General features: G+C 68.2%; 13 protein-coding genes and 1 tRNA gene. 6 read left to right on the top strand and 8 right to left on the bottom strand.

From position 1 onward, the window contains the following. Nucleotides 1-17 precede the first annotated feature (17 nt). Nucleotides 18-641, top strand: a complete 624-nt coding sequence (locus Q0C81_RS09500) for a TlpA disulfide reductase family protein (protein WP_291836868.1) — start codon at nucleotides 18-20, stop codon at nucleotides 639-641. Nucleotides 642-645: 4 nt separating this feature from the next. On the opposite strand, the gene Q0C81_RS09495 is transcribed toward Q0C81_RS09500, so the two are convergent. Further along, nucleotides 646-942, bottom strand: coding sequence for a hypothetical protein (locus Q0C81_RS09495; RefSeq protein WP_291836866.1), 297 nt, complete (start codon nucleotides 940-942; stop codon nucleotides 646-648). 71 nt (nucleotides 943-1,013) lie between these two features. Further along, complete coding sequence (locus Q0C81_RS09490; RefSeq protein ID WP_291836864.1) at nucleotides 1,014-2,069, bottom strand: NAD(P)-dependent alcohol dehydrogenase; 1,056 nt, start codon at nucleotides 2,067-2,069, stop codon at nucleotides 1,014-1,016. A 128-nt stretch (nucleotides 2,070-2,197) separates the two neighbouring features. Between Q0C81_RS09490 and Q0C81_RS09485 the strand changes: the two genes are divergently transcribed. Together Q0C81_RS09485 and Q0C81_RS09480 are read left to right on the top strand one after the other, a co-directional pair. Beyond that, the gene (locus tag Q0C81_RS09485) at nucleotides 2,198-3,091 is read left to right on the top strand and encodes a LysR family transcriptional regulator (protein WP_291836862.1); all 894 of its coding nucleotides are present in this window, start codon (nucleotides 2,198-2,200) and stop codon (nucleotides 3,089-3,091) included. Between the two features lie 51 nt (nucleotides 3,092-3,142). Next, nucleotides 3,143-3,307, top strand: coding sequence for a hypothetical protein (locus Q0C81_RS09480; RefSeq protein ID WP_291836860.1), 165 nt, complete (start codon nucleotides 3,143-3,145; stop codon nucleotides 3,305-3,307). Nucleotides 3,308-3,342: 35 nt separating this feature from the next. On the opposite strand, the gene Q0C81_RS09475 is transcribed toward Q0C81_RS09480, so the two are convergent. Together Q0C81_RS09475 and Q0C81_RS09470 are read right to left on the bottom strand one after the other, a co-directional pair. Beyond that, nucleotides 3,343-4,077 carry a hypothetical protein gene (locus Q0C81_RS09475; RefSeq protein WP_291836858.1) on the bottom strand — a complete coding sequence of 245 codons (735 nt, stop codon included), beginning with the start codon at nucleotides 4,075-4,077 and terminating at the stop codon, nucleotides 3,343-3,345. 270 nt (nucleotides 4,078-4,347) lie between these two features. Beyond that, nucleotides 4,348-4,424 (bottom strand) — tRNA-Met (locus tag Q0C81_RS09470). Between the two features lie 213 nt (nucleotides 4,425-4,637). On the opposite strand from Q0C81_RS09470, the gene Q0C81_RS09465 reads away from it, so the two are divergent. Further along, nucleotides 4,638-5,879 (top strand): PQQ-dependent sugar dehydrogenase, encoded by a 1,242-nt coding sequence (locus Q0C81_RS09465; protein ID WP_291836857.1) that lies wholly within the window; start codon nucleotides 4,638-4,640, stop codon nucleotides 5,877-5,879. On the opposite strand, the gene Q0C81_RS09460 is transcribed toward Q0C81_RS09465, so the two are convergent. From Q0C81_RS09460 to argB, 4 genes are read right to left on the bottom strand one after another with little or no spacing between them, the layout of a single operon-like run. After that, a complete protein-coding gene (locus tag Q0C81_RS09460; RefSeq protein WP_291836855.1) occupies nucleotides 5,876-7,078 on the bottom strand; it encodes a GAF domain-containing sensor histidine kinase in 1,203 nt (400 codons plus the stop codon). The genes Q0C81_RS09465 and Q0C81_RS09460 overlap by 4 nt on opposite strands. A 45-nt stretch (nucleotides 7,079-7,123) precedes the next feature. Then, the gene (gene dapD / locus Q0C81_RS09455; RefSeq protein ID WP_291836853.1) at nucleotides 7,124-7,984 is read right to left on the bottom strand and encodes a 2,3,4,5-tetrahydropyridine-2,6-dicarboxylate N-succinyltransferase; all 861 of its coding nucleotides are present in this window, start codon (nucleotides 7,982-7,984) and stop codon (nucleotides 7,124-7,126) included. Further along, nucleotides 7,981-8,682, bottom strand: a complete 702-nt coding sequence (locus tag Q0C81_RS09450; protein WP_291836850.1) for a pyrimidine 5'-nucleotidase — start codon at nucleotides 8,680-8,682, stop codon at nucleotides 7,981-7,983. Before Q0C81_RS09450 ends, dapD begins: the two co-directional genes overlap by 4 nt. After that, the gene (gene argB / locus Q0C81_RS09445) at nucleotides 8,679-9,608 is read right to left on the bottom strand and encodes an acetylglutamate kinase (RefSeq protein ID WP_291836848.1); all 930 of its coding nucleotides are present in this window, start codon (nucleotides 9,606-9,608) and stop codon (nucleotides 8,679-8,681) included. The genes Q0C81_RS09450 and argB overlap by 4 nt, the downstream gene beginning before the upstream one ends. Before the next feature lie 40 nt (nucleotides 9,609-9,648). Between argB and Q0C81_RS09440 the strand changes: the two genes are divergently transcribed. Both Q0C81_RS09440 and Q0C81_RS09435 read left to right on the top strand, forming a co-directional pair. Next, entirely contained in the window at nucleotides 9,649-9,870 is a 222-nt protein-coding gene (locus Q0C81_RS09440; protein WP_291836846.1) for a hypothetical protein, read from the top strand. A 237-nt stretch (nucleotides 9,871-10,107) separates the two neighbouring features. Continuing rightward, nucleotides 10,108-10,882: outer membrane beta-barrel protein (locus Q0C81_RS09435; RefSeq protein ID WP_291836844.1), on the top strand; the 775-nt coding region annotated here is incomplete at its 3' end.

The raw sequence follows: 10,882 nt of genomic DNA, 5'->3' as shown, positions 1-10,882 counted from the left end.
AGGGCGTCTGGTCGGGCATGAAGATCTCGAAGGCGATAATCGGCGCGATTGCGGGCGTGCTGCTGATCGGCGTGATCGGCGGCGCGGCGCTGCTATACGCCAAACCCGGCCTGATCGACAAAGCCGCAACGCCTGAACCCGCCGCGAAAAGCGAACTGGCCCGTTTCGCGACGGGCTCCATCGCCCGGCTGGAGACCCCGGCGGCGCTCGAAGACGCTCCGGTCTATGTGTTCAAGACCCGTGAGGGCGCCGATACGCGCCTGTCCGACTTCCGCGGCAAGGTCGTGGTGGTGAACCTGTGGGCCATGTGGTGCGCGCCCTGCCGCACCGAGATGCCGACCCTGGCCCGGCTGGCCGAAAGCTACGTGGGCAAGGATGTGGTCGTCCTGCCGATCAACGTCGACGCCACGCCGGACGCCATCGCCGACGCCAGGAGCTTCATCGACGTGCACGAGCCCCTGCCGATGTACAGCGATCCGAAATTCCAGCTGCCCTTCGAACTGCCGGGCAAGGGCAAGATGCCCCAGACCGTCCTGCTGGATCGCCAGGGGAAGATCCGGGCCTATTTCTCGGGCGAGGCCGACTGGGCCAGCCCCGAAGCCAAGGCGCTGATCGACGCCCTGCTGGCGGAGCCGGCCTGAGGCGTCAGTTGCCGCGGTTGTCGCGGGCCGTCTCGGCCTTCTGGTCGTCCGCCTTTTCCGCCAGCTTGTCGGTGGCCTCGTCCACTTCCTGAGCCGCCTCCTGCGCCCCGGCCGAGATGGCCGAGCCGACCTGCGCGGCTTCTTCCTTGAGCGCCGACCCGGCTTCCTGCGCCGCCTGGCCGGTATCGGCGGCGGCTTCGTTGGCGTCGGCCTGGGCGTCGTCCTGTTCCGCCTGGGTGCAGGCCGCGGCGCCCAGCGACAGGGCGGCGACGGCGGTCAGGGCGGCGATACGGATGCGCATGGGATGTGTGCTCCAGCGTTGAACCTGAGCGGTTAACGCCGCGCCGCCCCGACCGGTTGCCGATGCGGCTATCAGGCGGCCGGAGCGTCCAGCGACGCCATGTCGATGACGAAGCGGTAGCGGACGTCGGACTTCTCCATTCGGTCGAAGGCGTGGTTGATCTCGTCCATCCGGATCATCTCGACGTCTGGCAGGATGTTCTTCTCGGCGCAGAAATCGAGCATCTCCTGCGTCTCGCGGATGCCGCCGATGGGCGAGCCGGAGACCCGGCGGCGCGCCAGCAGCAGCGGCAGGGTCGACATCTCCTCCATCGGGCCCAGCTGACCGACAATGACCAGGGTGCCGTCGATGTCGAGCAGGGGCATGTAAGGGTTGAGGTCGTGCTTCACCGGCACGGTGTCGATGATCAGGTCCAGGCTGTTCGCCGCCGCCTTCATCGCCGCCTTGTCCGACGAGACGAGCAGTTCGTGCGCCCCCAGTTCCTTCGCATCGGCCTCCTTGTCGGCCGAGCGGCTGAGAACCACGACATGGGCGCCCAGGCCCACGGCCAGCTTGACCGCCATGTGGCCGAGGCCGCCCAGGCCGATGACGCCGACGCGGCTGCCTTCCTTGACGCCCCAGGTCTTCAGCGGCGACCAGGTGGTGATGCCGGCGCACAGCAGGGGCGCGGCCGCGGCCGGATCGAGGCCTTCCGGCATCCGCAGCACGAACTCCTCGCGCACGACCAGGGCCTTGGAATAGCCGCCGTAGGTCGGCTCGCCCGTGATCCGGTCCTTGCCGTTGTAGGTCTGGGTGTTGCCGTGGCGGCAGAGCTGCTCCTCGCCCTTGTCGCACTGGTCGCAGTGCTGGCAGCTGTCGACCATGCAGCCGACCGCGACGCGGTCGCCTTCCTTGAACTTGGTGACTTCAGGCCCGACGGCGGTGACGACGCCGACGATCTCGTGGCCCGGCACGACCGGATAGGACGACCAGCCCCAGTCGTTGCGCGCCTGGTGCAGGTCCGAGTGGCAGACGCCGCAGTACTGGATCTCCATCTGCACGTCGTTGCCGCGCAGCTCGCGGCGGTCGAACTCCCACGGAGCCAGCGGCGAGGTCGTGGACTGGGCGGCGTAACCGATGGTCTTCATGGGGGATCTCTCAGCAGCGGACGCGGAGCCGGCGGCGCGCCGTCTCCGTCGATGCCGGCAAGATAGGCCGCGCGGGCGGCGGCGAGTAGACGCTATGATCGGCATGAACCTATGAACGGAGTTCATCAATGAAGCGGGACGAACTGGGCGACCTGGCCGCCTTCATGGCCGTGGCCGAGGAGCGCAGCTTCACCAAGGCGGCCTCCCGGCTGGGCACGTCCCAGTCCGCGCTCAGCCACACCGTCCGCCGGCTGGAGACCCGGCTGGGCCTGCGCCTGCTGACGCGCACCACCCGCAGCGTGTCGCCGACCGAGGCGGGCGAGCGCCTGCTGCAGACCCTGCGCCCCGCCTTCGCCGACATCGAGACCCGCATCGAGGCCCTGGGCGAGCTGCGCGACAAACCGGCGGGCACCATCCGCATCAACACCGGCGAACACGCGGCGCACAGCATCCTGTGGCCGGCCCTGAAGCGCTTCATGCCCCTGTATCCGGACGTGAAGGTCGAGATCACCACCGAGCTGGGCTACGCCGACATCGTCGAGCGGCGCTTCGACGCCGGGGTCCGCCTGGGCGAACAGGTGGCCCGCGACATGGTCGCCGTCCCCATCGGCCCGGACGTCAACATGGTGGTCTGCGGCGCGCCGTCATGGTTCGCCGCCCATCCGAAGCCGGTGACGCCACACGACCTCAACGACCACGCCTGCATCAACCTGCGCCTGCCGACCCGCGGCGGCCTCTACGCCTGGGAGTTCGAGAAGGACGGCCGCCAGCTGAATGTCCGCGTCGACGGCCCCCTGATCTTCAACGACATGGTCCTGGTCCAGAAGGCGGCCGAGGCGGGCATGGGCCTGGCCTTCCTGATGGCCGACGTCGCCGCCCCCGCCATCGCCGAGGGCCGCCTGATCCCGGTGCTGGAGGACTGGCGTCCGCCCTTCCCGGGGTACCACCTCTATTATCCCAGCCGCCGCCAGCCGACCCCGGCCTTCAGCCTGCTGGTCGAGGCTTTGCGGTATCGCGGTTAGTTTATTTTCAGCCGGATGAAACTTGGCCGCAGCCTCATGCGTCTGAACGGCATGAACAATCTCCGGACCGCCCCCGAAGTCCGCCGCGAGATGGCCGCCCTGATCGCCGACGCCGTCGCCGAGCCCGACGACGACCGCCGCCGCGCCCTGCTGGTGCTGGCCGATCACTGGGCGGACATGCTGCGGCGGCGGAGCGAGGCGACCACGTCGCACTAACGGAGCTAGCCTTGCCGTGGTCAGGGCATAGGCGCTCAGCTTGAGAAGGTATGGGGCGGGTTAATGTAGACGAACTCGAACTCTGGGCCCGTCAAGCAAATGGAATAATCGACCCATTGCGGTTCGCCAAAAGCATCCAAAAACTTGAGTTTGAGCCAAAGCACCATCGTTCTGTCCGGGATCATGTGAGTGTCAGCTTCGGCGGGCGGGCCCAATGGCAGCCAGCACGTCCCTTCTCCGCCGGGCGGGATCTCACGCAACGGGAAGAAGGCGAAGGGTATGCGGTCGCCGAAGTCGAACTCCCATGGGCATTCATCAAGGACAACGTATCGATAGGCGATCTGCACGGCGCGGGCGGGTGTTTGGCCGTGGTTCTTCAGACTGAACTCCAATACCCGCTTGGTCTGCCTCAGGCTGGGCTTCGTGTATTTGAGCTCAATATATGCTCGCAGCTCCTGCGCGCTTACAGTGCGGGCATGGTCGAGCGCGGCGGCCGTCTGGGCCAGCGAGCGGCGTGTGTACCAAAGCGATACGAAGAGGCCTCCCGTGCCGAGGATTGTCAGGATGATCTGCAAGGCTGTGAGATCGACCATGACGCGTGCACTGGCGGCCTGCGACTGATCGGCCTGGGCGGTCGTAAGGTTTCCCCACGGATCGGTCGCGGCAACAGGTAACGGCGGGCGCCGCGCCATGAAGTCCGGGTGGGTGTCGCGCGTGAACACGGCCGCGACCAGACACAGCGCCAACACAACGGATATCGCTATACGCATGCCCCGCCCCCTGCAGATTGCCCACGAGTAGGACATTCTCGTATGGCGTGCGCAACCCGGAGAGCGATCAATGCCACTGGAGCGTATCAGTTGCTCCGGCATGGCCGGCGCCGTTCGCTCGTCCTATTCAGTTCAATCAGTCGCAGTCGAGCGGCGGAACATCCTCAGGGACTATTCCGGAACATCCGTTCCCGAAGGGGAGGTTTGTCGCTGTTGATTCCAAGGGGAGTGAGCGCTGCGCCTTATACGGCATTGAGTACTGGCGAAAAATGGTGGCTGGAGGCGGGCTCGAACCGCCGACCTGTGGGTTATGAATCCACCGCTCTAACCAGCTGAGCTACCCAGCCCCAATTGACGAACCGTCACTCGAGTCCCGGCGGGAACTGGTTTGTCCGCCGGAGAAGAGGCGTGCCTATAGACACAGGCGGGGGCGGGATCAAGTCGCCTCGAAAGCCGCTCTCGAACGGGGCGATGCGCCGCGTCCCCGTGACGCCGGAAGCGGGGAACGGTAACGGTCGTGGCGTCGTTTCGCCGCCGACCGATTTCCCGGGAGTCTGACCATGCGCCTGCCCGCCCTCGCCGCCGCCGTTTCCGTCCTCACGCTCGCCGCCGCCTGCGGGGCCAACGGTCAGGACGAGCCCGCCGCCGCCCAGAATAATGGAGGCGCCGGCGGCCCGCTGGAGACCCGTCCGGCCAACGGCGCGAGCCAGTCGCCGGCCTTCCCCGGCCAGACCCGCGCCCCCGGCGTGCGCACCGAGGCGGCCCTGACCCACGCCGTGGTCGCCTCTGGGCTGGATCACCCGTGGGGGCTGGCCCTTCTGCCGGACGGCCGCTGGCTGGTGACCGAGAAGCCGGGCCGCCTGCGCATCATCACCGCCGAGGGCCAGGTGGGCGAACCCATCGCGGGCCTGCCCGCCGTGGACGCGCGCGGGCAGGGCGGTCTGCTGGACGTCATCGTCGGCCCGACCTTCGGGCAGGACCGGCTGATCTACTGGAGCTACGCCGAACCCCGTGAAGGGGGCAACGCCACCGCCGTGGCGCGCGGCCGCCTGTCGGACGACGGGGCCCGCGTCGAGAACGTGCAGGTCATCTTCCACGCTTCGCCGACCTATGACGGCGACAAGCATTTCGGCTCGTCCCTGGCCTTCGCTCCCGACGGCAAGCTGTTCATCACCCTGGGCGAGCGCTCCGACAAGCCGATGCGGCCGCAGGCCCAGGACCTGGGCTCGCACATGGGCAAGACCATCCGCATCAACGCCGACGGCAGCGTGCCGCCCGACAACCCGTTCGTCGGCCGCGCGGGCGCCCTGCCGGAGATCTGGTCGCTGGGCCACCGCAACATGCAGGGCGTCGCCATCGCCCCGAACGGCGACGTCTGGACGGTCGAGCACGGCACGCGGGGCGGCGACGAGATCAATCTGGACCGCGCGGGCGTCAACTACGGCTGGCCGGTCATCGCCTATGGCGTCGAATACGCGGGCGGGGCGATCAACGAGGGCGTCACCGCCCGCGAGGGGCTGGAACAGCCGGTCTACTACTGGGACCCGGTCATCGCGCCGGGCGGCATGACCTTCTACCAGGGCGCCATGTTCCCCGGCTGGCGCGGCGACCTGCTGGTCGCGGGCCTGAAGGAGAAGCGCATCTCGCGCCTGGTGCTCCGGAACAACCGCGTGGTCGGCGAGGAGTATCTGCTGACCGACCTGGGCGAGCGGGTCCGCGACGTGGCCGTCGGCCCCGACGGCGCCGTCTGGGCCGTCACCGACGAGGCGAACGGCAAGCTGGTCCGGCTGTCGAAGCGCTAGGCCGGCATCCGGAAGGTGAAGCGGGTCTCGGTCTCGTCCGAGGCCACGTCGATCCGGCCGCCGTGCGCCAGCGCGATCTGCGAGGCGATGTAGAGGCCCAGGCCCAGACCCTCGCGCACCTCGCCGGGTTTCAGCCGGCTGAACGGCTTGAACAGTTCGGCCCGCGCGCTGTCGGGGATGGGCGCTCCGATGTTGGCGACGGACAGGACGAAGTTCTCGTCTTCGATGCCCGCCTGCACGGACACCGGACCCGACGGATCGCCGTGGCTCAGGGCGTTGCCCAGCAGGTTGGACAGCAGCTGACCGATACGGTCCGGGTCGCAGGCCACCGGCCGGTCCAGCGCCAGCTCGGTCACGATCGCGCGGCCCGCATGGCCGGAGCGCAGTTCGCCGATCACCTGCTCCAGCACCGGCTCCATCCGCACCCGGCGTCGCGGCGCCACCGGCAGGCCGCCGCCCAGGCGGCCGCGGGCGAAGTCCAGCACGTCGTTGATCAGCCGGCTCATGCGCCGGCCGCTGTCCTGCATCTGGTCGACGATGCCCAGGGCCTGATCGCTGAGCGGTGTCTTGCGCAGCAGCGCCGCTCCCGCCTGGACGGCGGCCAGCGGATTGCGCAGATCGTGGCCCAGCACGGCGATGAACTGGTCCCGCAGTTCGGCGGCGTCGCGCTCGTCCAGCAGGGCGGCCTCGGACCGGGCCAGCCGATCCTCGGCGTCCATCTGCACCGAGATCAGCTGGGCGAACAGGCGGAAGGTCTCCACCGTCTCCGGCTTGGAGGCGTTGTGCGGGTTCGGATCGATGGCGCACAGGGTGCCGAAGAAGCTGCCGTCCGACCGTATGATCGGCATGGAGATGTAGCTTTGCAGGCCGTAGGTCCGGGGCGTGTGGTGGTCGGCGTACAGCGGGTTTTCCGCGGCGTGGTCGAAGACGATCACCTCGCGGCTGTCGCGGACCTCGTCGCACAGGGTGGTTTTCACGGGCAGCTCGCCGCCCACGCCCAGGCCGAAGCCGATCTCGTCGCGCACGGCGCAGGCGATCCAGCGATCCTCGGTGACTCGGGCCACGGCCGCATAGCCCATGCCCGTGATACGGCAGCAGACCTCGAGGATGGACGGCACGGCGTCTATGCGCGCGATCGCCGCCGCCTCATCCAGCAGCGGGTCGTTCTGTACGCCGCCGGACGTGGGTTTCGCTGACATTTCCAGACTATAGCCGCGCTTCCACGCGGCTGGCGAATCCGGTCTTCAGTCGCGCAGCAGCTCATTCACGCCGGTCTTGGCCCGGGTCTGGGCGTCGACGCGCTTGACGATGACGGCGCAGTACAGGCTGGGACCGCCGTTCGGATCGGGCAGGCTGCCCGGCACCACGACCGAATAGGCCGGAACCTCGCCGCGGAAGACCTCGCCGGTCGCCCGGTCGACGATCTTGGTCGAGGCGGACAGATAGACGCCCATGGCCAGGACGGCGCCCTCGCGCACGATCACGCCCTCGGCCACCTCGGCGCGGGCGCCGATGAAACAGCCGTCCTCGATGATGGTCGGATTGGCCTGCAGGGGCTCCAGCACGCCGCCGATGCCGGCGCCGCCGGACAGGTGCACGTTCTTGCCGATCTGGGCGCAGGAGCCGACGGTGGCCCAGGCGTCGACCATCGAGCCTTCGTCCACATAGGCGCCGATGTTCACGAACGACGGCATCAGGACCACGTTCCTGGCGATATAGGCGCCTTGGCGGGCCACGGCGCCCGGGACGGCGCGGAAGCCGGCCTTCTCGAAATGCGCCTCGGTCCAGTGGGCCCATTTGACCGGCACCTTGTCCCAGTACGGCCCCGGCGTCGGGTCGCTGACGCCCATGGTCGCCCCGATCGGCGCGCCCATGCGGACGTTGGGATTGAGCCGGAAGGACAGCAGCACCGCCTTCTTCAGCCACTGATGGGTCGTCCAGACGCCGTCCTCGCCGCGCGAGGCGACGCGGGCCTCGCCCGAGTCGAGCAGGGCCAGGGCCTGTTCGACGGCGTGGCGGACCTCGCCGTGGGTGTTGACGGACACCTCGGCCCGGTCGTCCCAGGCGGCCTCGATGACGGCTTCCAGTTGGGCGCGGTCGGTCACGGGCGTGTCTCCTCGGGGAACAGGTCGGTCAGGAAGTTCAGCAGATCGGGCGCGATATGGTCGATGTGCGGACCCAGCGGGCGGCCGTGGCCGTCGCCGATCAGGACCGTGCGCATGCCCAGCGCCTTGCCCGGCGCCAGGTTCTGCGGCGTGTCCTCGAAGAAGACCGCCGAGGCCGGGTCGATGTCGAACGCGTCCAACAGCCGGCGGAAGGTCGCGGGCGCGGGCTTGGGCACCAGGTCCATGTCCTCGATGGCGAAGACGCCGTCGAAGCGGTCGGTGATCCCGATCCGCGCCAGCACCCGGTCCGCATGGAAGCGGGCGCCGTTGGTGAAGACGAATTTCCGTCCGGGCAGCCGGTCCAGCATGTCGGCCAGCGCGGGATTGGGCTCCAGCGAGTCCAGCGGCACGTCGTGGACGTCGCGCAGGAAATGCTCGGGATCGACGGCGTAGTTGGCCATCAGCCCGGCCAGGCTGGTGCCGTACTCATGCAGGAACGACTTCTGCAGGACCAGGGCCTCGTCCTTGGGCAGGCCGACGGCGTCGATGATGAAGGCGTTGATGCGCGCCTGCACCAGGGCCATCACCCCCTGTTCCTTCGGATACAGGGTGTCGTCCATGTCGAAGATCCAGCTCCCGACGCCCGACCAGTCGTCGGCGTTCGGAACCGCGGTCAGGGCCTCCGCGGCTTGGGTCACCCGGCTTTCACCAGGGTGCCGGCGCCGTATTCGGTGAACAGCTCGACCAGCATGGCGTGGGGGCGGCGGCCGTCCAGGATGACCACGGCCTCGACCCCGGCGCGCACGGCGGCCATGGCGGTCTGCAGCTTGGGGATCATGCCGCCGGTGGCGACGCCTTCCTCGATCAGGCGCGAGGCCTCGCCCACGGTCATCTGGCGGATGATGTCGCCGTCCGCGCCCCTCACCCCGGGCACGTCGGTCAGCAGCAGCATGCGCTTGGCCTTCAGCTCGCCGGCGATGGCGCCGGCGATGGTGTCGGCGTTCACATTATAGGTCTGGCCGTCCTCGGCGACGCCGATCGGGGCGATGACGGGCACCCAGTCGTCCGTTTCCGAGGCGATCAGGCCCCGGATCAGCTTGGCGTCGACCTTGGTCGGGTCGCCGACGAAGCCGAGGTCGACCTCATGCTCGATCATGCTGTCCGGGTCGCGCTTCTTGCGGGAGGTCTTCTTGACGGTCAGCAGGCCGGCGTCCTTGCCCGACAGGCCGATACCGCGCACGTCGGCCTCCTTGCCCGCCATGGTGATCCAGTGGGCGATTTCCTTGTTCACCGCGCCGGACAGGACCATTTCGGCCACCGCCATGGTGTCGGCGTCGGTGACGCGCAGGCCGTCGACGAAGTTCGACTTCACCCCGGCCTTGTCCAGCATGGCGCTGATCTGCGGACCGCCGCCGTGCACCACCACCGGGTTCACGCCCATCAGCTTGAGCAGGACCACGTCGGCGGCGAACTGCTTGGCCACGGCGGTTTCGCCCATGGCGTGGCCGCCGTACTTTATGACTACGGTCTCGCGGTCATAGACCTGGATATAGGGCAGGGCCTCCGCCAGCGTCTTCGCTGTGGCCCAGCCGCGTTCCTCGGATTGCCGTTCGGTCTCGTCCATCGTGAGCGGCTCCCTAAAGCCAAGCCCGCGGCCTGTCATCATGAAACCGGACCCGGCGCGGGCCGTTCCGCTCTTTATGAACGAGCATGAGATCGATGATCGCGACCTGACGCCGACCGGTCCGGTCGATCCGGCCTCGCTGCAGCACCCGGATGCGACCCTGTGTCCGGAGTGCCAGGGGGCGGGCGCCACGGCGTCGGGCGAGACCTGTCCGGTGTGCGAGGGCACGGGAAAAGCCACCGGCCGCACCGGCGGCGGCTGAGATATCCCGCCTGCGCGGCCTGATTATCCGCTGGCGGATGGTTCGGTTGTCGTGTCGTTCATCGTTCGCAACCTCCCCCGGCGGAAAGATCATTCAGCCCTGTAACTTGTCGGTCACGCTGAACATTGTTCTGTCACGCACTGTCTCGACCTTGGCGGATGGGGCTGTTATGAAAGCTTAGCGGCGCTCCTTTTTGCACCGCACTGAATTCATCCTGGCTGCGGAGGGCATCCACCAATGCGCGTTAAGACTTTCATTCTGGCGTCGAGCGCCGCCGGGGCCCTCGCCCTGTCGGCCGGTGTCGCCGCGGCTGAGCCGAACGGCTGGTACGGGGCGATCGACGCCGGGTACCACACCATCGACGACCTGGAACTGGTGTCGCAAAACGCCGGTCCGCAATTCAACTTCGAAGTTGAAGACAGCTGGGCGGCCTTCGCCCGTCTGGGCTACCGGTTCAACGAGAACTGGCGTGTGGAACTCGAAGGCGGCTACCGTGACGGTGGCGATTTCGGTTCGGTCACGAACGCCAACTCGGCTTCGCCGCTGACCGGCGTCTGCAATCTGACCCCGGCGACCGGCCCCTGCGCCGATCCGAGCGGTGAGATCAAGTCGACCACGATCATGGCCAACGTGATCTACGACTTCGGCGACGAGTCGTGGGCCTTCCGTCCGTTCATCGGCCTGGGCGCCGGCGTGAACATCGTCAACACCGAGTTCATCGGTTCGTTCGGCGGCTTCCGCACCACCAGCTTCGGCGCGGACGACACCTCGACCAAGCTGGCGGCGCAAGCCATCGCCGGCGTGGCCTGGGCGATCGGTGATCGGGCCCATCTGGACCTGACCTACCGCTACCTGATGTCGAACATGGAGTTCGCCTCCTTCGTCAGCCCGGTCAACGCGACCAACACGGCGCTGACCGGCGACTTCGCGGGCCGTTACGACGACAGCCACACCCTGACCCTGGGCCTGCGCTACGCGTTCGGCGCCGACGAGCCGGCGTACATCCCGCCGC

Source organism: Brevundimonas sp., from assembly GCF_023259385.1.
Taxonomy (GTDB): domain Bacteria; phylum Pseudomonadota; class Alphaproteobacteria; order Caulobacterales; family Caulobacteraceae; genus Brevundimonas.
This window is presented reverse-complemented; position numbering and strand designations above follow the sequence as displayed.

Coding starts and splice junctions, on each gene's coding strand:
- Q0C81_RS09460 (WP_291836855.1), bottom strand. CDS start 7,078: ATGTCAGCGAAACCCACGTCCGGCGGCGTACAGAACGACCCGCTGCTG.
- Q0C81_RS09480 (WP_291836860.1), top strand. CDS start 3,143: ATGAACAATCTCCGGACCGCCCCCGAAGTCCGCCGCGAGATGGCCGCC.
- Q0C81_RS09465 (WP_291836857.1), top strand. CDS start 4,638: ATGCGCCTGCCCGCCCTCGCCGCCGCCGTTTCCGTCCTCACGCTCGCC.
- Q0C81_RS09475 (WP_291836858.1), bottom strand. CDS start 4,077: ATGCGTATAGCGATATCCGTTGTGTTGGCGCTGTGTCTGGTCGCGGCC.
- Q0C81_RS09490 (WP_291836864.1), bottom strand. CDS start 2,069: ATGAAGACCATCGGTTACGCCGCCCAGTCCACGACCTCGCCGCTGGCT.
- Q0C81_RS09440 (WP_291836846.1), top strand. CDS start 9,649: ATGAAACCGGACCCGGCGCGGGCCGTTCCGCTCTTTATGAACGAGCAT.
- Q0C81_RS09495 (WP_291836866.1), bottom strand. CDS start 942: ATGCGCATCCGTATCGCCGCCCTGACCGCCGTCGCCGCCCTGTCGCTG.
- Q0C81_RS09485 (WP_291836862.1), top strand. CDS start 2,198: ATGAAGCGGGACGAACTGGGCGACCTGGCCGCCTTCATGGCCGTGGCC.
- Q0C81_RS09500 (WP_291836868.1), top strand. CDS start 18: ATGAAGATCTCGAAGGCGATAATCGGCGCGATTGCGGGCGTGCTGCTG.
- argB (WP_291836848.1), bottom strand. CDS start 9,608: ATGGACGAGACCGAACGGCAATCCGAGGAACGCGGCTGGGCCACAGCG.